At 59.1% G+C, this 22,652-nt stretch carries 19 protein-coding genes and 1 pseudogene; 16 read left to right on the plus strand and 4 right to left on the minus strand.

Annotation, left to right across the window (positions count from 1 at the left end; translation table 11 throughout):
• The first annotated feature begins 3 nt into the window (after positions 1-3).
• From PG888_RS12605 to PG888_RS12625, 5 genes are all read left to right on the plus strand, one after another.
• A complete protein-coding gene (locus PG888_RS12605) occupies positions 4-621 on the plus strand; it encodes a TorD/DmsD family molecular chaperone (RefSeq protein WP_075112025.1) in 618 nt (205 codons plus the stop codon).
• A gap of 133 nt (positions 622-754) precedes the next feature.
• On the plus strand, positions 755-958 hold the full coding sequence (locus PG888_RS12610) for a transcriptional initiation protein Tat (protein WP_021229865.1): 204 nt from the start codon (positions 755-757) through the stop codon (positions 956-958).
• Positions 959-981: 23 nt separating this feature from the next.
• Positions 982-3,858 carry a formate dehydrogenase subunit alpha gene (locus PG888_RS12615; RefSeq protein ID WP_182937973.1) on the plus strand — a complete coding sequence of 959 codons (2,877 nt, stop codon included), beginning with the start codon at positions 982-984 and terminating at the stop codon, positions 3,856-3,858.
• A gap of 4 nt (positions 3,859-3,862) precedes the next feature.
• Positions 3,863-4,522: a formate dehydrogenase FDH3 subunit beta gene (fdh3B, locus tag PG888_RS12620; RefSeq protein WP_042658689.1), complete on the plus strand. Its 660-nt coding sequence runs from the start codon at positions 3,863-3,865 to the stop codon at positions 4,520-4,522.
• Positions 4,519-5,490, plus strand: coding sequence for a formate dehydrogenase subunit gamma (locus PG888_RS12625; protein WP_182937972.1), 972 nt, complete (start codon positions 4,519-4,521; stop codon positions 5,488-5,490). The genes fdh3B and PG888_RS12625 overlap by 4 nt, the downstream gene beginning before the upstream one ends.
• Positions 5,491-5,567: 77 nt before the next feature.
• On the opposite strand, the gene PG888_RS12630 is transcribed toward PG888_RS12625, so the two are convergent.
• Positions 5,568-6,698 (minus strand): hybrid sensor histidine kinase/response regulator, encoded by a 1,131-nt coding sequence (locus PG888_RS12630; protein WP_182937971.1) that lies wholly within the window; start codon positions 6,696-6,698, stop codon positions 5,568-5,570.
• A 201-nt stretch (positions 6,699-6,899) separates the two neighbouring features.
• Between PG888_RS12630 and PG888_RS12635 the strand changes: the two genes are divergently transcribed.
• Positions 6,900-7,310, plus strand: a complete 411-nt coding sequence (locus PG888_RS12635) for a hypothetical protein (RefSeq protein ID WP_042060598.1) — start codon at positions 6,900-6,902, stop codon at positions 7,308-7,310.
• Positions 7,311-7,397: 87 nt separating this feature from the next.
• Here PG888_RS12635 and PG888_RS12640 read toward each other — a convergent pair whose 3' ends face one another.
• Positions 7,398-8,162, minus strand: coding sequence for a substrate-binding periplasmic protein (locus PG888_RS12640; RefSeq protein ID WP_182937970.1), 765 nt, complete (start codon positions 8,160-8,162; stop codon positions 7,398-7,400).
• A 274-nt stretch (positions 8,163-8,436) separates the two neighbouring features.
• On the opposite strand from PG888_RS12640, the gene PG888_RS12645 reads away from it, so the two are divergent.
• The 6 genes from PG888_RS12645 to PG888_RS12670 all read left to right on the plus strand — a co-directional run bounded on the left by PG888_RS12645 (position 8,437) and on the right by PG888_RS12670 (position 16,384).
• A complete protein-coding gene (locus PG888_RS12645; protein ID WP_182937969.1) occupies positions 8,437-10,152 on the plus strand; it encodes an NAD-dependent malic enzyme in 1,716 nt (571 codons plus the stop codon).
• A 418-nt stretch (positions 10,153-10,570) separates the two neighbouring features.
• A complete protein-coding gene (locus tag PG888_RS12650; protein WP_042060573.1) occupies positions 10,571-11,809 on the plus strand; it encodes a uracil-xanthine permease family protein in 1,239 nt (412 codons plus the stop codon).
• A 555-nt stretch (positions 11,810-12,364) separates the two neighbouring features.
• Positions 12,365-13,096, plus strand: coding sequence for a substrate-binding periplasmic protein (locus tag PG888_RS12655; protein ID WP_042060596.1), 732 nt, complete (start codon positions 12,365-12,367; stop codon positions 13,094-13,096).
• A gap of 65 nt (positions 13,097-13,161) precedes the next feature.
• A complete protein-coding gene (locus PG888_RS12660; protein ID WP_182937968.1) occupies positions 13,162-14,688 on the plus strand; it encodes a methyl-accepting chemotaxis protein in 1,527 nt (508 codons plus the stop codon).
• Between the two features lie 384 nt (positions 14,689-15,072).
• Entirely contained in the window at positions 15,073-15,870 is a 798-nt protein-coding gene (locus PG888_RS12665; protein WP_270693481.1) for a winged helix-turn-helix domain-containing protein, read from the plus strand.
• A 10-nt stretch (positions 15,871-15,880) separates the two neighbouring features.
• Entirely contained in the window at positions 15,881-16,384 is a 504-nt protein-coding gene (locus PG888_RS12670) for a hypothetical protein (protein WP_182937966.1), read from the plus strand.
• Positions 16,385-16,388: 4 nt separating this feature from the next.
• Here PG888_RS12670 and PG888_RS12675 read toward each other — a convergent pair whose 3' ends face one another.
• On the minus strand, positions 16,389-16,808 hold the full coding sequence (locus PG888_RS12675; RefSeq protein ID WP_042658696.1) for a GNAT family N-acetyltransferase: 420 nt from the start codon (positions 16,806-16,808) through the stop codon (positions 16,389-16,391).
• A gap of 161 nt (positions 16,809-16,969) precedes the next feature.
• Between PG888_RS12675 and PG888_RS12680 the strand changes: the two genes are divergently transcribed.
• Positions 16,970-17,470, plus strand: coding sequence for an SRPBCC family protein (locus PG888_RS12680; RefSeq protein ID WP_042060561.1), 501 nt, complete (start codon positions 16,970-16,972; stop codon positions 17,468-17,470).
• A gap of 205 nt (positions 17,471-17,675) precedes the next feature.
• On the opposite strand, the pseudogene glk reads toward PG888_RS12680, so the two are convergent.
• Positions 17,676-18,647, minus strand: a pseudogene (gene glk, locus PG888_RS12685) (glucokinase); the annotation flags it as partial.
• A 347-nt stretch (positions 18,648-18,994) separates the two neighbouring features.
• On the opposite strand from glk, the gene PG888_RS12690 reads away from it, so the two are divergent.
• From PG888_RS12690 to befA, 3 genes are all read left to right on the plus strand, one after another.
• Complete coding sequence (locus PG888_RS12690; protein ID WP_167335576.1) at positions 18,995-19,849, plus strand: MurR/RpiR family transcriptional regulator; 855 nt, start codon at positions 18,995-18,997, stop codon at positions 19,847-19,849.
• 163 nt (positions 19,850-20,012) lie between these two features.
• Positions 20,013-21,452 (plus strand): pyruvate kinase, encoded by a 1,440-nt coding sequence (pyk, locus tag PG888_RS12695; RefSeq protein WP_042658698.1) that lies wholly within the window; start codon positions 20,013-20,015, stop codon positions 21,450-21,452.
• A gap of 248 nt (positions 21,453-21,700) precedes the next feature.
• Positions 21,701-22,477 (plus strand): beta cell expansion factor BefA, encoded by a 777-nt coding sequence (befA, locus tag PG888_RS12700; RefSeq protein WP_182937964.1) that lies wholly within the window; start codon positions 21,701-21,703, stop codon positions 22,475-22,477.
• Positions 22,478-22,652 lie beyond the last annotated feature (175 nt).

The raw sequence follows: 22,652 nt of genomic DNA on the forward strand, positions 1-22,652 counted from the left end.
GTGATGAGTGAACAACATAACGAAAAGGCTGGCGAACTGACCATGACCGAACTGGAACAGAGCAGCGCCGATCTCTACGCCCTGCTGGCAAGCCTCTGGCGTGCAGCCCCCCGTGGCGAACAGCTCGCCTGGCTGCAAGGGTTACAGGCTATGCCGGGCCCCTTTGCCAGAGGGTTGGGGCTGGTGCAGCTGGCGGCCAGCAGCCACCACGAAAACGAGCTTGCCGAGGAGTATCAGGATCTCTTTATCGGGCTGGGGCGCGGGGAGATCGTGCCGTTTGCCTCTTGGTATCTCACCGGCTCATTGATGGAGCTGCCGCTGGCGGTGCTGCGCGCAGATCTGCAGTCCCTCGGTTTCGAGCGCCAGAGCGGAGTGTGCGAGCCGGAAGATCATCTCGCCGCCCTGTGTGAGGTGATGGCGGTACTGATTGGCGAGCAACACCCGGAGCGCAACCGCTTCTATGAGCGCCACCTTGCCCCTTGGGTACTGGCCTGCTGCCGCGATCAGCAACAGGCGAAAGGGGGCAGCTTCTACCGGGCGGTCGGTGCGCTGGCCGAAGATTTCTTCACGCTGGAAAACGAATTGCGCCTGCCGTTTGGCGCCTGTGTGGTGAAGGGCTGAACGCCCCTGTCTGTGCACAACAAGAGCTGTGCATAACAAGAGCTGCGCATAACAAAACGAGCAGACGAGATATCCCATTGGACGCGAAGCTGGCGCGCAGGCGCCGGACATTACAAAAACAGAGGTCACAAGAATGAGCGATGAAAAGCTGAAAGACCCGTCCCGCCGCAATCTGATCAAGGGAGTTGGCGTGGTCGCCACCATAGGCGTGCTGGCCGGTGCCACCGGTCGGGTGGTGGGCAAAGAGGTGCTGACCCACGACACCGAGCCTGACAAGGGCTATCGGGAGACCCCCCACGTTCACGACTTTTATCGCACCCTGCGCGGCACCGACTGAGCCGGATCAGTGAAGGAGAACTCATGAAACTGACAAAACGTGCCGAGCAGCCCCAGGCGGGCGAGCAGGGCAATGAGGCCATTCGCGGTCAGGGGCTGACCCGTCGCGCCTTTATGGTCAACTCGGGTCTGGTGGCCGGTGGCGCCGTGGCCGCCGGTTGGCTGGCCCCTGCCATGATGCAGCGGGCCGAGGCCAAAACCGTGGCCGCCGAGGTGCCGGTCGAGGTGAAGCGCACCATCTGCTCCCACTGTTCGGTGGGCTGCGGCGTCTATGCCGAGGTGCAGAACGGCGTCTGGACCGGTCAGGAGCCAGCGTTTGATCACCCCTTCAACCTCGGCGGTCACTGCGCCAAGGGGGCGGCCCTGCGCGAGCACGGCCACGGTGAGCGTCGCCTCAAGTACCCGATGAAGCTGGTGAGCGGCAAGTGGCAGCGCATCAGCTGGGATCAGGCCATCGAAGAGGTGGGCAATGAAGTGCTGCGGCTGCGCAAGGAGTCCGGCCCCGACAGCGTCTACTGGCTCGGCTCGGCCAAGCACTCCAACGAGCAGGCCTACCTGTTTCGCAAGATGGCGTCCCTGTGGGGCACCAACAACGTGGATCACCAGGCGCGCATCTGCCACTCCACCACGGTCGCTGGCGTCGCCAACACCTGGGGCTACGGCGCCATGACCAACAGCCTGAACGACATGCACAACAGCAAGTCGATCATGTTTATCGGCTCCAACCCGGCGGAGGCCCATCCGGTCGCCATGCAGCACATCCTGCTGGCGAAAGAGCGCAACGGCTGCAAGATCCTGGTGGTCGACCCGCGCCGCACCCGCACCGCTGCCAAGGCGGACATGTACCTCTCCCTGCGTCCGGGCACCGACGTCGCCTTTATCTGGGGCATGCTCTGGCACATCTTCAAGAACGGCTGGGAAGACAAGGAGTTTATCCGTACCCGTGTCTATGGCATGGACGAGGTGCAAAAAGAGGTGGCGCGCTGGACCCCGGCGGAAGTGGAGCGGGTAACCGGCCTTAACGAACAGCAAGTGCACGATGCCGCCAAGCTGCTGGCCGACAATCGCCCCGGCTGCGTGGTCTGGTGCATGGGCGGTACCCAGCACACCACCGGCAACAACAACACCCGCGCTTACTGCATCCTCGAACTGGCCCTCGGCAACGTGGGCAAGAGCGGGGCGGGCACCAACATCTTCCGTGGCCACGATAACGTGCAGGGCGCCACCGACTTTGGCGTCACTTCCGACTCCCTGCCCGGCTACTACGGGCTGGAAGAGGGCTCCTGGAAGCACTGGGCCCGGGTGTGGGATGTGGATTACGAGTGGATCAAGGCGCGTTTTGACAACAAGGCCTACAACGGCAAGCTGCCGATGAACAACAACGGCATTCCGGTCTCCCGCTGGGTGGACGGGGTGCTGGAGAACGCCGATCTGATCGAGCAGGGCTCCAACATCCGCGCCATGTTCTACTGGGGTCATGCGGTCAACTCCCAGACCCGCGGCCCGGAGATGAAGAAGGCGATGCAAAAGCTCGACATGATGGTGATTGTCGACCCGTATCCCACCGTCGCCTCTGTGATGAACGATCGTACCGACGGCGTCTACCTGCTGCCGGCCACCACCCAGTTCGAGACCTATGGTTCCGTCACCGCCACCAACCGCTCCATGCAGTGGCGCGACAAGGTGATCGAGCCCCTGTTCGAATCCAAGGTCGATCACGAGATCATGTATCTCCTGAGCAAGAAGCTCGGCTTTGCTGACCAGCTGTTCAAGCACATCAAGGTGGAGAACAACCAGCCACTGCTGGAAGACATCACCCGCGAATACAACCGCGGCATGTGGAGCGTGGGCTACACCGGTCAGAGCCCGGAGCGGCTCAAGGCGCACCAGCAGAACTGGCACACCTTCCACAAGACCAACCTAAAGGCCGAGGGCGGCCCGGTCAGCGGCGAAGTGTATGGTCTGCCGTGGCCCTGCTGGGGCACCCCGGAGATGAAACACCCCGGCAGCCACATCCTCTACGACACCAGCATTCCGGTGTCGGAAGGGGGCGGCGGTTTCCGCGCCCGTTTCGGCATCGAGTATCAGGGCGTGTCACTGCTCGCCGAAGACTCCTGGCCGAAAGGGAGCGAGGTAGAGGATGGCTATCCCGAGATCACTGCCGACCTGATGAAGCAGCTCGGTTGGTGGGATGAGCTGACCGAGGCCGAGAAGAAGGAGGCCGAGGGCAAGAACTGGAAGACTGACCTCTCCGGCGGTATCCAGCGGGTGGCTATCAAACACGGCTTCGTTCCCTACGGTAACGCCAAGGCGCGCTGCGTAGTGTGGACCTTCCCGGATCAGGTGCCTAAGCACCGCGAGCCGCTCTATACCCCGCGCCGGGATCTGCTGGCCGACTACGCCACCTGGCCAGACTCCAAGAGCCTGTGGCGCCTGCCGACCCAGTACGCCTCGGTGCAGGAGAAGGATGTCAGCAAGGAGTTCCCGATCATCCTCACCTCCGGCCGTCTGGTGGAGTACGAGGGGGGCGGTGACGAGACCCGCTCCAACCCCTGGCTGGCCGAGCTGCAGCAGGAGATGTTCGTCGAGATGAACCCGGCGGATGCCAACGATGTCGGCGTGCGCGACGGTCAGGATGTGTGGGTCGAGGGGCCGGAAGGGGGCAGGGTCAAGGTGAAGGCGCTGGTGACCCCGCGGGTCAAGCCGGGGCTCGCCTTTATGCCGTTCCACTTCGGCGGCCACTTCGAGGGCAAGGATCTGCGATCCAAATATCCGGAAGGGTCTGACCCCTATGTGCTGGGGGAGTCGGTCAACATAGTCACCACCTATGGTTATGACCCGGTCACCCAGATGCAGGAGACCAAGGTCACCCTGTGCCGTTTTCGCAAAGTAGGAGCCTGATCTCATGGCCAGAATGAAATTCATGTGTGACACCAAGCGCTGCATCGAGTGCAACGGCTGTGTGACGGCGTGCAAGAACGAGAACGACGATGCCCTGGAGTGGGGCATCCAGCGCCGCCGGGTGGTGACCCTCAACGACGGCCTGCCGGGTGAGACCTCCATCTCGGTTGCCTGCATGCACTGCACCGACGCCCCCTGCATGGCGGTCTGCCCGGCCGACTGCTTCTATCACACCGACGACGGCATCGTGCTGCACAACAAGGATCTCTGCATCGGTTGCGGCTACTGCCTATTTGCCTGCCCGTTCGGGGCGCCCCAGTTCCCGAAGACGGCCGCTTTTGGCGATCGGGGCAAGATGGACAAGTGCACCTTCTGCGCCGGCGGCCCGGAAGAGGATCACAGCGAGGCGGAGCGCCAGAAGTACGGTGCCAACCGCATCGCCGAGGGCAAGCTGCCCATGTGCGCCGAGCTCTGCTCCACCAAGGCGCTGCTGGCAGGGGATGCGCAGGTGATCTCCGACATCTTCCGCGAGCGGGTCGCCTATCGCGGCGCCCCTCATGCGGGTTGGGGTGAGGATGATAAGGCGCTCTATCGCGATGCCAGCAAACCTCACGATGGCAGAGGCAAGGGGCTCAAGCTTGGCAAGCAGGAGGATGGCCAATGAGACACTGGCTGACAGCGCTGCTGACGGCCTTGCTGCTGTTCAGCGCGCCCGGCTTCGCCGATGCGCAGAAGGAGACGGTCGGCTTTGCCGGCGCCGACTACTGGCGGGCGGTGAAGGATGGGCAGGAGGGGGTGACCACCTCCCGCTCGCCGGAACACGGGGTGCTGATCTCGGTGCCGGGCCAGCTCTGGTTCGAGGTAAAGACCAAGTGGGTGTCGCCGCTCGGTGCCATCGCCATCTTCGGATCCCTTGCCATGTGCGGTCTGATGTACTGGGCGGTGGGGCCGACCAAACTCTCCAAGCCGCGCACCGGGCGCAAGCTCAAGCGCTGGAGTCGGCTGGATCGGGCGCTGCACTGGACCACGGCGGGCATGTTTCTGACCCTCTCTGGCTCAGGGCTGGCCATCATCTACGGCAAGCACTTCATCAAGCCGGTGGTGAGCCTCGGGGTGTGGGAGAACTGGATCTGGTTCGCCAAGGTGTTCCACAACTACGTGGGGCCGCTGTTCTTCCTCTGCCTGATGGGGGTGCTCATCAAGTGGTTCCGCCACAACATCGTCAACATGGTGGATGTGAAGTGGTTCATGAAGGCGGGCGGCATGCTGGGGCCCCACAAGGGGAGTCACCCCTCGGCGGGCTTCTCCAACGGCGGCGAGAAGGCGATCTTCTGGCTGCTGATCTGGTTTGGCGGCATCGTGGTGGCGACCGGGCTGTTCCTCGACTTCCCCATCTTCGGCCAGCTGCGTCGCCAGATGGAGTGGGCCAGCTTTATCCATATCGTGGGGGCGCTGATCCTCATCTGCGGCTTCATCTTCCATATCTACATGGGCCTGTTCCAGCTGGAAGGGGCGCTGGAGGGAATGGTGACCGGCGAGGTGGATGAGACCTGGGCCAAGGAGCACCACGACCTCTGGTATGAAGAGGTAAAACACACCCTCGATGAGCCCAAGGCGGGTAAATCAAGCTGACCGTCTGGCACGGAACACATAAAGGGAAGGGGCGCTGCGGCGCCCCTTCTGTTGTTTCATCCTCTCTGTTTGGTGTGTCAGCTCACCGGTTTGAGCGGGAGGTGGATCTTGTAGCAGAGCCCTTCACCCGGTGGGCTGGTGACATTGACCGAGCCGTGCAGGTTGTTCTCGACCAGATTGTGGATCCGGCAGGCGCTCAATCCGCAGTGATTGGCGTTGCCACGCAGGGTAGTGAAAAAGGGTTCAAACAGCCGTGGCAACTTGTCGGCGGGCATGCCGGGGCCAGAATCCTTGTAAGTGAGCAGTAGTGAGCCTTCATGCTGCCCGATATGGATGGTGAAACTGTGTTCCCCGATGCCCTGAAAGGCGTGATCCAGACTGTTTTTGATCAACTCCTGGATCAGATCCAGAAACAGCGATTCGGGGGCGGTCAGGATGACCTTGTTGCCGTCCAGATGGTAACTGACCTTGGCAATCTGCAGTTCGGGGGAGAAGGCCAGCAGCAGCTTCTGCACACTCTCCTGCACCGAAAAGGTATTGGCATCCAGTTCGGTCTGATCCCGGGTAAGCTCCTTGAAACGGGTGATCAGCAGTGCAACCCGGCGCAGGCTGGATTCAACCAGTTCGGTGCCCTCCTTGATATCGGTAAGCTGCTGATGGAGCAGTCGCTGGCCCAGCACGCCGCTTTTCACCGCGTTGGCCAGCAGGTCGCCAGCGCCCTGGATCAGGCTTGAGGCGGTAATGCCGACCCCCAGCGGGGTATTGATCTCATGGGCAATCCCGGCGGTGAGCTGAAACAGGCTTTGGTAGAGCTGCACTCTGGCTTGCTGGCGCCCCAGCTCCTTGAGGCGCAGCTGGTTTTGCACCCGGGCCAGCACTTCGAGCTGATGAAATGGCTTGGAAACATAGTCACAGCCACCGGCCTGAAAGGCTTGTTCAAGGGCGCTGACCTCGCTGTTTGAACTGATAAAGATGATGGGTAGTGTCCATTGTCCCTGTTGTTGCTGGATCCGCCGACACGCTTCGTAGCCATCCATCACCGGCATATTGATGTCCATCAGGATCAGATCGGGTGTGACCTGCGCTGCGGCATCCACGGCCTGCTGGCCATCTGTCGCTTCGCGAACCTGATAACCGGCCTCTTCGAGCAGGCTGCGCAGGATGTAGCGGTTGGAGGCCATGTCATCGACGATCAGTATGTTGCTCATGGTGTTGCTGTTTGGCATACCGCAGTGCAGTTCCGTTGCTATGGGCCTAATCTTCAGCATAGTGGGTCGTCCCCTGATCGGGTTACAAATAAGGGGGGAAGTGATTCAAACGGGTTTTGTGCGCCAGCGGTGTACGAAACATGTGCAATAGTAAGCGTGCAACGGTAAACGGGCATGGTTTCAACGGAGGGGCGTTTGAAGATGAACAAAGCGTTATTGGCAGCGGTGTGGTCGATCGGGTTGCTGGGTGGGCTCTCGGCCTGGTCAGTGCAGGCGGCTGACGGGATCAAGACCCAGCAGGTGCAGTTCAAGAAGGGGGAGTCCGGGGCGACCATCAACGGCACTATTCAGGGCAGCCAGACCCTCGATTACAAGCTGACGGCCAACAAGGGCCAGAGCATGGTGGTGATCCTGACCGGCAAGCCCTACTTCAATATTTTGCCGCCAGGCAGCAAGGGGGAGGCGATCTTTATCGGCTCCACCGAAGGGAACAACTTTGAGGCGACCCTGCCCGCCAAGGGCACTTATACCATTCGGGTCTACCAGATGGGGGCGGCCGAGAGCAGCAAGGCCAAGACGCCGTTCAAGCTGGAGGTGGGCATCAGCGGCTAATGCCAGCAGCTGACAAGCATCACGACGGTGGCGGCCACAAAGGGCCGCCACCGTTGTTTTATCCCCTCTGTTTTTGCCTCGCCAAGGTCAATATTCACCCCGGGCCAGTCGCTCGAAGTAGCGCTGATAACGCCCGCTGGCGATGGCCTGCTGCAACTGCTGATTGAACTGATCCCGCAGTTTGGCCGAATCCGGCATCTTGCGCGGGAACATCACGAAGCTGTCGTTGCGCAGAAAAGGGGTCTGACTGTGGGTGATGAGTGCCGCGCTGGCGGGATCGAGCTGGCTTTGTAGCTCAGCCAGACCGACCCGAAGCTCTTGCGGATAGAGGTCGATCCGATCGCGCAGCAGCTTGCCGAAATTCTGTTTCACGTCGGTGACTTTCTGTTGGGTTACCTTGCCGTCGGCTACCATCTTGTCCAGCTCGGGCCCGTAGCTGTAGGCGATATCGCCCCCCAACCGCATGCCTGTGATCTGCTCAAGGCGCTCGGCCTGCAATTTCCGTGCTTTGAGGGAGAAGAAGACAAACTGCTCCTGCAGCACCGCCTCGCTGAACAGAAAATCCTGTTCCCGCTCTGGCTTGTACATCCAGACGGCGGTGGCATCGTAGAGCTGGCTGTTGGCCGCCAGCGAATAGACCCGCCCCCAGGGGGCGAAGTGAAACGTCACCTCATAGCCCGCCTCCTTGAACAGATCGCGGATGAGATGCGCCACCGGCCCGTGCTGTTTCGACTGCTCCGAGACAAAGGGGGGCCACTCGCCGACGATGATATTGAGCACCCGCCCCGGTGCGGCGAGAGCCGACTGGCAGGTCAGACACAACCACAGAGCAAGCAGCGGGATCAGGCGCATGGCAACAAGAAGGGGGCGCAGGCTGGCTGAGTCGAGGGCATCAGGTCACTCCCGGCTGTGATGCGGTGAAAGGGGCTGGGTTGCCCGCAATGCTAACATGAGTCTCATTCTTTGCCGTGGATATTTGTCTCGTCGGGGCCGCCAGGCGCCTATTTTGGCCGCAGGGTATGCCCAAGCTCACAAAACCGATCGAGTAAACGTCATATGATTGATTTCATTATGAGTCTTGCTCTCCTGCCGAACGGCAATTTCACGTAAATCAAAGAGAATGACTATGGCTACCGGACAATATCTGCTGTGGAAAGATGCACAGGGACAGGATTTTCGCCCCGTTGCACTGACCGGCACCGATCTGCTCAACAATCGATACCTCAACAAGGGCACTGCCTTCACCGAACAGGAGCGGGCCGATTTCGATCTCGACGGCCTGTTGCCCCCTCAGGTGCAAACCTTTGAAGCCCAGCTCGAACGGGTTTATGAAGGGTTCAAGAGCGCCTGCAGCGACATCGAGAAGTACCAGAACCTGCGGGCGCTGCAGGATCGCAACGAAACCCTCTTCTACGCTCTGTTGTCGCGCCATGTGGAGGAGATGACTCCCTACATCTATACCCCGACCGTAGGCAAGGCGTGTCAGGAGTTCAGCCACCGCTTCCAGAAGCCGCGTGGTCTCTATATCACTCCCGACAACGTGGATGACATGGGGATCCAGGCCCGTCACTTCGATGCCAAATCGATCCGCATTATCGTCGTGACCGACAGCCAGGGCATTCTGGGGATCGGCGACCAGGGGGTCGGCGGTATGGGGATCCCCATCGGCAAGCTGGCGCTCTATACCCTGGGGGCCGGGATCCATCCCGCCTGCTGCATGCCCATCGCGCTGGATGTGGGCACCGACAACCAGAAACTGCTCGATGACCCCATGTATCTGGGCCGCCCGCACAAGCGCATTCGTGGCAAGGAATATGAAGATTTCATCGACAAGTTCGTGCAGGGGGTCAAGCGTCACTTCCCCAATGCCGTGCTGCAGTGGGAAGACTTCAGCAAATCCAACGCCTTCAACAATCTGGCCCGCTACCAGCAGGCGCTGCCGTCGTTCAACGATGACATTCAGGGCACCGGTGCCGTGGTGCTGGCCGGTATCATAGGCGCGGTCAAGGTCAAGGGCGAAACCCTCGGTCAGCAGAACTATCTGGTCTATGGCGCCGGTGCCGGCGGGGTTGGCGTGGCGGATCAGATCTGCGCGGGGATGATCCGCGAGGGGATGGATCCGCAGGCGGCCCGTGATCGCATCTATATCCTGGATACCCAGGGGTTGGTGTGTGATAACCGCGAAGGGCTCGATGAATACAAACGCCGCTATGCCAAGCCGGGTCTGCTGCTGGCGGGCTGGGATACCGAGGTGGCGGGCAAGGCCAATCTGGCCGATGTGTTGCGCCACGTGCCCATCACTGTGCTGCTGGGGACCAGCGGCTCGGGTGGTGCCTTCAAGGAAGAGCATATCCAGTTGCTGCAAAAGCACTGCGAGCGCCCCATGGTGTTCCCGCTCTCCAACCCGACCGCCAACTGTGAAGCGCTGCCGGAGGATATCTACCGCTGGAGCAACGGCAAGGCTATCGTCGCCACCGGTAGCCCGTTCAAGGATGTCGCTTTTGAGGGCAAGGATTACCGTATCGGTCAGGGCAACAACGTCTTTATCTTCCCCGGTGTGGGGCTGGCGGCGATTGTTAGCCAGATCCGCGAGATCACCCCGGATATCTTCACCACCGCCGCCTTTGCGCTGGCCGAGTGCGTGAGCGAGGAGGATTTGGCACAGGGCTCCGTCTATCCGCGTATTCGCGAACTGCGCAGCATCTCGGTGCATGTGGCGACCGCGGTGCTGAAAGATATCGTGCGCCGGGATCCCTCCCATTCGCTGATCGGTCAGGATCTGCAGCAGCATATCCTCCACCACATGTGGGAGCCGGTTTACCTGCCTTATCGTCGGGTATAGGTCACGTACGGGTTTTACTAACATATTGATAGTAAAGGGGGATGGCATGGCCATCCTCCTTTTTTACCGCTGTGTTCCGGTTTTGGTTGCCAGAGCGGATAGCCAGATAGTGAGTTTGTCAGCATCGGGGTCAAGTTCCCGTGGTTTTCTCCACTTGGCGTACAAAACATCACCCTGTTGAATTCAATCTCAATAAACCGGGCAGAAAAACGATTGGCGTTCGCCACAATAATGCGTAAAATCGCATACTCGATGCTTGTAGCAACGAATCCCGCCTAAAAAGCCAGTTTCATGCCCTCCCCAAGCAGTAAAAGGTAACAAGTGACGCGTTTGTGTTCATTTTGTGCCTTGAAAAAGTCTTGTGATAACTGAAAAGTGATAAATATCTCCATCAGTTATCAAAAAATTAAGGACATCCATGTTTTCCTTAGTCAAGCAAAGTGTCGCCGGGCTGCAAATCCTGTTTGTCGCCTTCGGTGCCATGGTTCTGGTGCCCCTGCTCACCGGATTGAATCCCTCCATGGCCCTGCTTGGCGCCGGTGTGGGCACCCTGTTGTTCCAGCTCTGCACCCGCCGTCAGGTCCCGATTTTCCTCGGTTCCAGCTTTGCCTTCATCGCCCCCATCATCTACGCCACCCAGACCTGGGGATTGCCATCCACCATGTTTGGCCTGTTTGCCGCCGGTTTCATGTACTTCATCCTGGCCGCACTCATTCGCGTGCGGGGCATGGGCTTTGTGCACAAATTGCTGCCGCCCGTGGTGATTGGTCCGGTGATCATGGTGATCGGCCTCTCCGTGGCGCAGGTTGCCTGCAACATGGCGATGGGCCGTGCCGGTGGTGAGCAGGTGGTGCCTGCAGGGACTGCGCTGACGCTGGCCGGTATCTCGCTGGCGGTGACCCTGATTGCAGCGGTGTTCTGCAAGGGCTGGATCAAGTTGATCCCCATCCTGTGCGGTGTGATTGCCGGTTATGTCTCTGCCGTGCTGATGGGCCAGGTGAACTTCGACGGCCTGATCAACACCCCCTGGCTGGCGCTGCCTCACTTCGAAACGCCGGAGATCAACTGGGCCGCCGCCCTGTTTATGCTGCCGGTAGCGATTGCCCCCTGTATCGAGCATATCGGTGGCGTGCTGGCCATCGGTGGGGTAACCGGGCAGGACTACACCAAGAACCCGGGCCTGCATCGTACGCTGGCCGGTGACGGTATCGGTGTCTGCTTCGCCGGTTTCATCGGCGGCCCACCCGTGACCACCTATGCCGAAGTGACCGGTGCCGTGATGATCACCCGCAACTTCAATCCGGTCACCATGACCTGGGCTGCCGTGTTTGCCATCATTCTGGCCTTCTTCGGCAAGTTCAATGCGCTGCTCACCTCCATCCCGATGCCGGTAATGGGCGGTATCATGCTGCTGCTGTTCGGGTCCATCGCCGCCATCGGTCTCAAGACCCTGGTGGAATCCAAGGTGGATCTGGGGCTGTCACGCAATATCGCCATCGTCGCAGTGACCCTGACCGTGGGTGTCGGGGCGCTGGAGATGAAGATTGGTGACTTCGCGCTGGCCGGTGTTGGTCTGGCCTCCGTTGCCGCCATCCTGCTCAACCTGATCCTGCCGGCACACTCCGAAGAGGGTGTGATGGACGCCGCCAAGGATTGAGTGTCGCCAGACGTTCATCGTTGATTCGGAGAAGGCCACCTCGCGGTGGCCTTCTGTTTTTCGGGTCTCTTGCACCTGTTTTCGGCTCGGCTGAGCCCATCAGGAAGGTAATCTGGAAGCAGATGAGGAGGTTAGCTCTCTCATTTGACGTATCTCTTTTCGTGACCTTAGCTAAAGGACAGGTTTGGCTCTGAGGTCTCCTTGAGCTGTATGGGAAAATGGATGTTGGCGTTTTCAATCATTTCTCTCCCAAACCCCTGTCATGGAACGATGCGCCCCTTCTCTGCCACGGCGCTGTTGCACGGCACCGGTTTTATCCGCCCCTGTCCACACGCTTCTCTCATGCTGCTCTGGCATGTTTTCCACCTCGATGTGTTGTGAGCCTCTCTCGCCAGTGGTGTTTTATCGTGCGCTGGCCAAATCCGGATCTGTTTGCTGCTGCACATGGGTGGGCGGCGAGCCGTGAAAGCCGGCATGACCCCGGAGGGTCAGACGTGCACCGCCATCGGTAATGGCGGATGTTCAGGGATGAATGGCAAGCAAAGCGAGGTTGCGATGAACTATCAACTGCTGTGGAAAAGTGCAATTTTTTCAGTCTCTTCCATGATGGCGATGAGCGCGGTTCAGGCGGCGCCATTGAACGTGATGACCGAGGATTACCCGCCTTTCAACATGCAGGGGGAGGGGGGCAAGATTGTCGGGCTGTCGACCGAGGTGGTCGAAGAGCTGTTCAAGCGTGCCGGGGTTGAATACAAGCTGACCCTGATGCCGTGGAAGCGGGCGTACGAAGATACCCTCGGCACCCCCAATACCGCCCTCTACTCCACGACCCGCACCCCGGAGCGGGAGGCGCTGTTCAAGTGGGTCGGGCCACTGGTCAATAACAACTGGGTCTTCTTCTCCAGTTCGACCGCCAATATCACCGTCTCTTCGCTGGACGATGCCAAGCAGTATTCGGTGGGGGGGTATAACGGCGATGCGGCGGCCGAGTATCTCAAGGCGCAGGGATTCACCAAGTTGCAGCTGGCGGCCAATGACACCGCCAACGTGAAGAAACTGGAGGCAGGCCGCATCGATCTCTGGGCTACCGGCCAGTATCTGGCCCCCTATCTGGCCAACAAGGAGAAAGTCGCCAGTCCCAAGCAGGTCTTCGTGTTCAAGGAAACCCAGATGAGCTTGGCGTTTAACAAGGATACGCCCGATGAGCTCATCACCAGGCTCAACGAGATCCTGGCCGCCATGAAGGCGGATGGCACCATCGACAAGATCAATGCCAAGTACCAGTAACAGTACCAATAGCAAGTGCCACGCAGGGGCACTGCGCCGGCTGCCGTAAAAACCGGGAGGAAGCCATGGATTGGAAAAGTCTGACGTTCAGGATTGCCGTGTTGACCTCCCTGTCGGTGAGTCTGCTGCTGGTATTGTTTGGTGCCTACAACTACAACGCCGCCAGAGCGGAGAGCTATAGCAAACAGAGTGCGCTGGTCGAACAGGCCATCGGCCGGCTGCAGCTCTCCCTGCCCGGCCCGCTGTGGAATTATGAATCGACCTTCATCGAGGCGTCACTCAAGTCCGAGCTGGCGGCCGACATCCTCAGCGCTTTACTGGTGGTCAACAAGGAGAAGCTGGTGGCCGGGTTTGCCCGTGACACGGCGGGCGCCATTGCCCCCGTGACGGCCATGCCTGCCGATACCGCTGCCTATGGGGGATATGATCTGGTCTATGACGACAGCGGCCAGAAAAACACCGTGGCCCGATTGCTGGTGCAAACCAGTGATGCCGCCATTCAGGCCCACTTGCGCCAGCAGTTGCTTACCACCGTCTGGCAGATCCTGGTGCTCGATCTCTGCATCATCGCACTGCTGATGGTGCTGATTCATCGCAATGTGCTCAGGCCACTTCATCAGATGAATCAGGCGGTATTTGATCTGGCCAGAGGGGAGGGGGATCTGACCCGGCGACTCAAGATCAACCGTCAGGATGAGATGGGGACGCTGGCCACCAACATCAACCACTTTATTGCCAAGCTGCAGGATATGGTGGCGGAGATTAATGAGCTGTCCGCCGGAGTGCTGCAAAATGCCGAGCGCTGCGACACGCTCTCGGCAGATACCCGTATTGGCAGTGACGCCCAGCAGTCCGAGCTGGATCAGGTCGCCACCGCCATTACCGAAATGAGTCAGGCGGTGCAGGAGGTGGCTGGCAACGCGGTGAAAACCTCCGGCGCCACCGATGAGGCCAATCACTATGTGGAGCAGGGTTACCATCTGGCGGGCCATGCCAATGAGGCGATCCATCAGCTGGTGGGTGAGGTGGAGCGGGTCGCTACGCTGATGCGCACCCTATCGACCGAGAGCAGCAGCATCGGCACCATCATAGAAGTGATCAACGGCATTGCCGAACAGACCAATTTGCTTGCCCTCAATGCCGCCATCGAGGCGGCCCGCGCGGGCGATCAGGGGCGCGGATTTGCGGTGGTGGCAGATGAGGTGCGCACCTTGTCAGGCCGTACCCGCCAGTCAACGGAAGAGATCAGTGCCAGCATCAAGCGGCTGCAGCAAGCGACCCAGAATGTCGGGGCCGGGATGCAGCAGAGCCAAGAGAAGGCCTCCCGGGCCGGTGCCGAGGCGGCAGATGTGCAGGCTTCGGTGGAGAAGATAAAAAATCAGGTCAGCCTGATCCGCGAGATGAACATGTATATCGCCCAGGCATCGGAAGAGCAGCACTCGGTGGCGGAGGCGGTCAGTCACAGCGTCAACCGCATTGCGACGCTCAACAGCGAGAGTGCAGCCAGAGTGGCACAGGTTGCCGAAGCCAGCAGTGATCTGCGCCAGTTGTCGGCCCAGCTCGACACCTTGCTCAAGCAGTTCCGGGTCTAGTCAGTTAACTGCGCCCTGTCGATGATGCTGGTGCATCCTGCGGGGCCAGTTCCCTTTATTGTGCGGTGCGGCGAGGTGTTGTGAGGGACTGGGCCCCCTGCCCGGTCGTGGTGCTTTTAGCTATGCTCACACAGCTGTTCCGTTGAGATTGGCATGGCCGCGATGCGTGAAACGCTCAGCACCATGCTCTGGCCGATACGCACTCCGACAGCGCTGGACGCATATTTTCATTTTCCCCGCTTATGCCTGACTGCATCTATTGTGCCGCCGATCCCGACCCATTAAAATTTCGCGCCATTACACTACATCCTGAGTCGCCATCTGGCCTCATCGGGCGTGGAATCCCATCTTCTTCATGATGAATGCAAATAACAGGTGGTTGGTATGACGGGGGCTGCGCCAGGCAATAACATATTGGCCTATCACTTCGGTGATTATGTCTTTGATGTCAAAAGGCGAGAGCTGATCTTCTGTGCCGACAAGGACAACGTGGCAAGTGCCAGAGTGGTGCGTTTGTCATCGGCCGAGAGCCTTATTTTCAGCTATCTGCTCGATCACCAGGACGAGGTGTGCGACAAGGATCTGCTGCTCGACATCGGCTGGCTGGGTCGCCCCATCAGCCCCAACTCCCTGAACGTGGCCATCGCCAATATTCGCCGCCACTTTGCGTCATCGCCCCAGACGCTGGATATCAGAAGCACCCCGAAAAAAGGCTACTCCCTTCACCTGAACTGCAAGATGAAGTGCGATTACGGCAAGCCGCTGCCCACAGAGAGTGAGCCCTTGCCCGAGCCGGTGAGCGAGCCCACGCCCGCTGTGGCTGAGCTGTCATCGTCGACATCACCACGGCCTGAGAATGAGGCTATCAGAGAGCCTGTTTCTGCCGCGCCCCGTTCCTTCGCAGAGCGTGTCAAACTCGCCTGCCTCGGCAGTATCGGGCGGCCAATGCTGGCAAGGGGCCTGATATACGTCAATCTGCTACTGGTTTTGCTGGTGGCGTTTGTCGCCAGCTATCTCCATTTCGAGTGGCTCCATGTGCACTGTACCGACTCGCCGACCGGCGTTGTTTGCCAGATGGAGGCACGGAGCGATGTGCCACCAGTCAAACCGGCATCGCTGGTGCTGGTCTCCGGCCACCAGGTTCGCGTGCTTTCCTATAAAGAGCTCGAAAAAACGCTGTAAGGGATCTCTGATGAAACGAACGCTGAAAAATACCTTGCTGCTGTTGCCACTGCTTGTCGTGCTGCTGTTTGTGGTCGGGATGTTTATCAACAGTCTGGGCTGCCATTACGACCTGAAAATGTCGGCCAATGGAGTCAACTATCACGGGGTGTGCCGCTGGGGCAAAATCACCGTGATCGAAGAGGAGGAGGCGACCAGGGAGAAGTGGCGAGTGACCGGTTTTCAACTGACCTTCTTCAACCAGCTTGTTTACCTCATCGACAGTCGTACCCAACTGCACGAATCGGGTAACGATGACTCCTATCTCAATGAGTACAACCTGATCCAGTCGCAATATGCGCTGGTCAATTACGCCTGGGTGCCGCTGACCGAAAACAAGGTGGCGATCTTCCAGCGCGACCCGGTGCACGAGGTCGTGATTGCCCAGCGAGATGGCTGGTTCGATCTCTACCGCTGGTTCTTCCCCCCGGCACCCTTGGTGCCTGTTCAGTCGCAAAGCGCAGGTGCGGGGTGACTCGCTAGTTTCTAAGCAGTTTACACCAGGGGCCGGTGACCTCGCAGTGGCCGGTCTCGTCACTGTTTTGCCAGCCCAGTCGATGATAGAAGGCTAATGCCGCCGTATTGCGGGTCGCCACCTTGAGCGAGCCGCGCGGCGAATCAGCGAGGCCCCGCTCAAGCAGGGCGCGCCCGATCCCCTGACCGTGCCAGTCGCTTGAGACATAGAGGTGATGGACGAAGTGGTCGGGCTGCCAGATGGCGATAAAGCCGCAGATATTGCCCCCCTGTTCGGCTACCCACACCTGTTCACCTTGGGTCTGTTCCTCGAAATCCTCGAGCTGGAAGCGGGCGGGATCGACCCAGTGAAAGGTGTGGCGGCGGCTCTTTAAAAACAGCCGGGCCAGTTGGGGAATGTCTTGTTCTTCCATGAGCCGGATCATGATGACCTCCCGGGTCAAGTCACTGTTCGCTGAGGTAACCGCATGGCGGCAGGTTAATCTGATGCAAATGACAAGGGTGTGATTAAGCTCTGTCCATTGTATTTGCCATGGGGCTATACTGCCGGAGTCCCATGTATGGATGGCTTGAGGATCGCTGATTTATGGACAATAAACAGATTGAAGGCAACATTTTTGTTCCGGCGCACATAGACGATGTCTGGCACGCCTGGACCACCGAGAGCGGTCTGCGCAGTTTTCTGGCTCCCGAATGTTTGATGGTGGCCGAACCGAATGGCCCTTTCGAGATCTACTTCAGGCCTGATGCTCCCTTGGGCGAGCGTGGCAGCGAAGGGTGCCGGGTCATGGCCGTCATGCCCTATGACCTGCTCAGTTTCAGCTGGAATTTCCCACCCAGCCTGCCCCATATCCGCCAGCAGAAAACCCAGGTGTGCCTGCGTTTTGTGCCGGAAGGGCAGGGTACTCGGCTCTACTTCCTGCAGAGTGGTTGGGCCAATGATCCGGATTGGGATCAGGGTTATGCCTATTTTCGGGAAGAGTGGCTGGAGACCAGCCTGCCACGGTTGCAGTACCGTTTTACCCACGGCCCCATCGACTGGAACAATCCGCCCGACAAGGCGCAGTTGAAGGCGCTGGCTCAGTAATCCCGGATATCAGACATAAAAAAAACCGGCCAAAAGGCCGGTTGAAACAGTTCAGGCTTGTCAGGTGACAAACGTATCCAGCGGATGAGAGTCGCTTTCCACTCCTTGTGAAGCACAACCCTCTTGGTTACGTGCAGCTACTTTATGCCATTCACACTGAATCGAGGCTGAACCATGGATGATCCCGCCTCATGCCCCTCTTCAATCAGATGCTGATCCCCATCGACTGGCGCAAGTAAGCGCCCGCGCCGAGCAGTCCCGGTCCTTCGTGGGTGATCAGGAACACCGGGATCTCCTTGAGGTAGGACTTGAAGCGCCCCTTGTCTTCAAAGGCAACCCGGAAACCGGAACCGGTAAAGAACTCCTGAAAGCGTGGCACTATGCCGCCAGCGATATAGATGCCGCCGTAGGTCCCCATATTGAGGGCCAGATTGCCGGCAAAGCGACCCATCAGCACGCAGAACAGGCTCAAGGTACGACGGCAATCGAGACACTCCCCGGCCAGCGCGCGTTCGGTAATGTCTTTGGGGGCGAACGGCTCGGGCTCACGGCCATCGGATTTCACCAGCCCGCGATAGAGATTGACCAGACCCGGGCCGGAGAGGAAACGCTCGGCCGAGACATGACCCAGTTCGCCACGCATCACCTGCAGCACCGCATCTTCCTCTTCGCTGTTGGCGGCAAAATCCACATGACCCCCTTCACCCGGCAGACTCAGCCACTGCTCGCCCGCCTTGACCAGATGCGCGACCCCAAGGCCGGTGCCCGCGCCATAGATGGCGATGGGTTTGCCAGCCACCGGCGCCGAGCCGCCCAGCTGGATGCGATCCGATTCAGCCAGTACCGGCACCGCCATCGAGACGGCGGTGAAGTCGTTGATCACCTGCAGGCGAGCCAGCCCGAGATTGCTCTGCATCTCGCTGATGGAGAACTCCCAGCTGTGGTTGGTCATGGCGACCCAGTCACCGTTGATGGGGCAGGCGATGGCGATGCAGGCTTCACCTACCGCTACCTTGTGTTCGTCCAGATAGAGACGTACCACGGCTTCAAGGCTGGGATGGGCCAGACCTGAGTAGGTCTTTGCCTGAGAGATAGTACCGGTGGCCAGCTCACACAGGGCCAGACGCGCATTGGTGCCGCCGACATCGCCGACCAGCGCATGGGTATGCTGCATAACAACTCCTTCGTTACAGGATGGGGACGACCGTGGTGTCCCGAGATTATTGTTGGATTATGACGGCCCATTCTATCCGAGCCGGGCCCCGCTCACCCGCCGGATCGATACAAACGTGCGCCTGCTCACAATGTTGTTGCTTTGCAACATTTGTAAGCGCTTTCACGGCAAGGTGACGTTTTGTAACGAAAAGTACGAAATAATTAGAGATGAGTCATACTTTGTATGGCAGGCGTTAGTGGCCATAACCGCTTGTCTTGTATAGTCCTTAGCTTGATTGGAAACCTGCTTAGCCGTAGATTGAGTGCAAAGACACTGAAGCTAAATTACAAAAACGCCTGGTGGTGATGATGAATACCCTTGATAAAATTACGAACAACTTGGAAAGTTTCAGTAAATCAGAACGCAAGGTTGCCGAGGTGATCCTGGCGTCTCCCCAGACCGCTATCCACTCCAGCATCGCCGCCCTGGCCAAGATGGCCGACGTCAGTGAACCGACCGTCAACCGCTTTTGCCGCCGTCTCGATACCAAGGGCTTTCCCGATTTCAAACTCCATCTGGCCCAGAGCCTGGCCAATGGCACGCCTTACGTAAATCGTCATGTGGAAGCGGAAGACGGGCCGGATACCTACACCGCCAAGATCTTCGAATCCACCATGGCCTGTCTGGATGCTGCCAAAAACAGCCTGGATATCTCCGCCATCAATCGTTGTGTCGATATCCTGACCCAGTCCAAGAAGATCAGCTTCTTCGGCCTGGGTGCCTCCTCCGCCGTTGCCCGCGATGCCCAGAACAAATTCTTCCGCTTCAATATTCCGGTGGTGAGTTTTGAGGACATCGTCATGATGCGCATGAGCTGCATCAACAGCAGCGAAGGGGATGTGGTGGTGCTGATCTCCCACACCGGCCGCACCAAGGCGCTGGTCGAAATCGCCGCGCTGGCCCGCGAGAACGACGCCACCGTGATCGGCATGACGGCCAAGGATTCCCCGCTGGCCCGCGAGTGCAATCTGGTGCTCTCCATGGATGTGCCGGAAGATACCGATGTCTATATGCCGATGGCATCCCGCATTGCCCAGTTGGCGCTGGTGGATGTGCTGGCGACCGGTTTTACCCTGCGCCGGGGGATGAAATTTCGCGAAAATCTGAAAAAAGTGAAAGAGGGATTGCGCGAATCCCGCTTCGAAACCCCGCACTCTTCCTGAACCGTCGGGGGCTCCGGCCCCCGACTGTCTATGCCACCCGCCTTGGTGTAGTATTGTAATTTAATAACAAAAACCACCCAGATGGTTTGCAAACGGGTGCATCGAGCCATGGGCTTGATGGGGCAGAATCTCAAGTCATATCAACTTCATATTGGAGTCTTTCATGCCTAGACGTACAAAGATTGTAACCACACTCGGTCCGGCTACCGACCGCGAAGGGATCCTCGAAGGGATCATCCGCGCCGGGGCCGACATGGTGCGGATGAACTTCTCTCACGGCACTGCTGAAGACCATATCCTGCGCGCCAATCAGGTGCGTGACATTGCTGCCAAGCTCGGTCGTCACGTCGCCATCATGGGTGATCTGCAAGGCCCGAAAATCCGTGTTTCCACTTTCAAGGATGGCAAAGTCTATCTGGCCATCGGTGACAAGTTCATTCTCGACGCGGCACTCGGCAAGGGTGAAGGTTGTCAGGAGCAGGTCGGCATCGACTACAAGAGCCTGCCAAACGATGTGGTACCGGGCGACATCCTGCTGCTGGACGATGGCCGTGTGCAACTGAAAGTCGAGCAGGTTGAAGGCACCCGCATTCACACCACGGTGACCGTGGCCGGGCCGCTCTCCAACAACAAGGGCATCAACAAGAAAGGGGGCGGTCTCTCCGCACCGGCCCTGACCGAGAAAGACAAGGAAGACATCAAGACCGCGGCCCTGATGAACGTCGACTACCTGGCGGTCTCTTTCCCGCGCTGTGGCGATGATCTGCGCTACGCCCGCGAGCTGGCCCGTGAAGCTGGCTCCAACGCCAAGATCGTGGCCAAGGTAGAGCGTGCCGAAACCGTCGCGACCGATGAGGCGATGGAAGACATTATCCTCGGTTCCGATGCCGTCATGGTCGCCCGTGGTGATCTCGGTGTCGAGATCGGCGACCCCGAGCTGGTTGGCGTACAGAAGAAGCTGATCCGTCACTCCCGTCGTCTGAACCGCGTGGTGATCACCGCGACCCAGATGATGGAGTCGATGATCAACGCGCCGCTGCCGACCCGTGCCGAGGTCATGGATGTGGCCAACGCCGTGCTGGATGGTACCGATGCGGTGATGCTCTCTGCCGAAACCGCCGCTGGTCAGTTCCCCATCGAGACCGTGACGTCCATGGCGAGCGTCTGTGTCGGTGCCGAGAAGCACCCGAGCCTGAACGTCTCCAACCATCGCATGAACTACACCTTCACCTCGGTGGAAGAGGCGGTGGCCATGTCCACCATGTATGCCGCCAACCACCTGGAAGGGGTCAAGGCGATCGTGGCGCTGACTGAATCCGGCACTACCCCGCTGCTGATGTCCCGTATCAGCTCCGGTCTGCCGATCTTCGCCATGTCCCCCCACAACAAGACCCTGGCCTGGACCAACCTCTACCGTGGCGTTACCCCGGTGATGTTTGACGGTGACGAGACCAAGCCGGTCTACGAAGTGTGTCGCGACGCGCTGGACGTGCTCAAGGCCAAAGGCCTGCTGCAGAGCGGTGACATGGTGCTGCTGACCCACGGTGACAAGATGGAAACTGTGGGCAGTACCAACACCTGCAAGGTGATGATGGTCGAATAAGCGCTCCGGCCTGTGCTGTCATCAAAGCTGTTCGCCATTGGCGAGCAGCTTTTTTTATGGTTGCCGCACGGGTTTGTGTGCCAAGTGTGAGGTGAGGATGGACTCAATGATTGCCTCAATGGCGCGTCGTCCCGATAATGCGGGATGACCTGCGCACGACATGCACGACAAACCTGTTTATGTTGGCCATCACCCGAGCTCCGGGTGAGAGGGTGGGTAAACGGGTAACACGGAATGGGAGCAAGAAGATGAACAATCGCAACTGGTTGCTGGCCTTGTCACTGAGTCTGGCCTTCTCACCCTGTTATGCCGACTGGGCCAAGCTCAAGGCCGCCGCCTCCGATCTCGGGACGGCGGTGAGCGAGACCGGCAAGGAGGTGTGGCAGGATGTCAGCGATTTTTCCAAGAAGAGTTGGGCCTCCATCTCCGCCTGGGGTGAGGAGGCTTTCAACACCGCCGGGGTCTGGACCGACAAGAGCATCGCGACCGGCAAGGAGTGGTTGAAGGTCGCCGACAAGAAGCTCGACGAGATGTTGAATCCCAAGACGGCGCAAGAGGCCCGGCTGGCCCTTAACACCATGGCAGATACCGCACTGGTGCGGTTGTTCAACGAGCAACCCTCTGCCAAGTTGCTGTTTGACAAGGCTTATGGCTATGCGGTGTTCGATTCGCGCAAGTTCTCCCTGATGCTGCATACCAATCAGGGCGCCGGGGTGGCGGTCAATCGCAAAAACGGCAAGCACACCTATATGAAGATGTTTGGCGCGGGTCTTGCTGCCGGGATCGGCGGCAAGTTCTATCAGCAGGTGATCCTGTTCGAAGACAAGGCCAGATTCGATGCCTTCGTGACCCAGGGTTGGGAGGCCACCTCCGAAGTGGGGGTGGTGGCCGGCAAGGAGAGTGCCGAGCTGACCGCCAAATACAACGGCGGCATGGCGATCTACCAGATTGGCGAGAAAGGCCTGTTGTTTGATGCCAATATCTCCGGCTCCAAGTACTGGATTGATAAGGATCTGACCCAGTAATTGATCGTGCTTTGAGCGATCGCAATTTTTTCTTTATTCACAGTGAGTTGCTGTCTGTTTAAACGCGGCAACTTGCAGTAAAAAGAGGGCCACTGGCCCTAATGCCGATCAGTTAAGGATCCATTGACCGATCCTCCTGATGTGTAAAAATCCGAAACCTGTTGATTGGTTTCGG

Source organism: Aeromonas sp. QDB23 (genome assembly GCF_027707745.1).
GTDB classification, from domain to species: domain Bacteria; phylum Pseudomonadota; class Gammaproteobacteria; order Enterobacterales; family Aeromonadaceae; genus Aeromonas; species Aeromonas allosaccharophila.

Coding starts and splice junctions, on each gene's coding strand:
- PG888_RS12605 (WP_075112025.1), top strand. CDS start 4: ATGAGTGAACAACATAACGAAAAGGCTGGCGAACTGACCATGACCGAA.
- PG888_RS12610 (WP_021229865.1), top strand. CDS start 755: ATGAGCGATGAAAAGCTGAAAGACCCGTCCCGCCGCAATCTGATCAAG.
- PG888_RS12615 (WP_182937973.1), top strand. CDS start 982: ATGAAACTGACAAAACGTGCCGAGCAGCCCCAGGCGGGCGAGCAGGGC.
- fdh3B (WP_042658689.1), top strand. CDS start 3,863: ATGGCCAGAATGAAATTCATGTGTGACACCAAGCGCTGCATCGAGTGC.
- PG888_RS12625 (WP_182937972.1), top strand. CDS start 4,519: ATGAGACACTGGCTGACAGCGCTGCTGACGGCCTTGCTGCTGTTCAGC.
- PG888_RS12630 (WP_182937971.1), bottom strand. CDS start 6,698: ATGAGCAACATACTGATCGTCGATGACATGGCCTCCAACCGCTACATC.
- PG888_RS12635 (WP_042060598.1), top strand. CDS start 6,900: ATGAACAAAGCGTTATTGGCAGCGGTGTGGTCGATCGGGTTGCTGGGT.
- PG888_RS12640 (WP_182937970.1), bottom strand. CDS start 8,162: ATGCGCCTGATCCCGCTGCTTGCTCTGTGGTTGTGTCTGACCTGCCAG.
- PG888_RS12645 (WP_182937969.1), top strand. CDS start 8,437: ATGGCTACCGGACAATATCTGCTGTGGAAAGATGCACAGGGACAGGAT.
- PG888_RS12650 (WP_042060573.1), top strand. CDS start 10,571: ATGTTTTCCTTAGTCAAGCAAAGTGTCGCCGGGCTGCAAATCCTGTTT.
- PG888_RS12655 (WP_042060596.1), top strand. CDS start 12,365: ATGAACTATCAACTGCTGTGGAAAAGTGCAATTTTTTCAGTCTCTTCC.
- PG888_RS12660 (WP_182937968.1), top strand. CDS start 13,162: ATGGATTGGAAAAGTCTGACGTTCAGGATTGCCGTGTTGACCTCCCTG.
- PG888_RS12665 (WP_270693481.1), top strand. CDS start 15,073: ATGACGGGGGCTGCGCCAGGCAATAACATATTGGCCTATCACTTCGGT.
- PG888_RS12670 (WP_182937966.1), top strand. CDS start 15,881: ATGAAACGAACGCTGAAAAATACCTTGCTGCTGTTGCCACTGCTTGTC.
- PG888_RS12675 (WP_042658696.1), bottom strand. CDS start 16,808: ATGATCCGGCTCATGGAAGAACAAGACATTCCCCAACTGGCCCGGCTG.
- PG888_RS12680 (WP_042060561.1), top strand. CDS start 16,970: ATGGACAATAAACAGATTGAAGGCAACATTTTTGTTCCGGCGCACATA.
- PG888_RS12690 (WP_167335576.1), top strand. CDS start 18,995: ATGAATACCCTTGATAAAATTACGAACAACTTGGAAAGTTTCAGTAAA.
- pyk (WP_042658698.1), top strand. CDS start 20,013: ATGCCTAGACGTACAAAGATTGTAACCACACTCGGTCCGGCTACCGAC.
- befA (WP_182937964.1), top strand. CDS start 21,701: ATGAACAATCGCAACTGGTTGCTGGCCTTGTCACTGAGTCTGGCCTTC.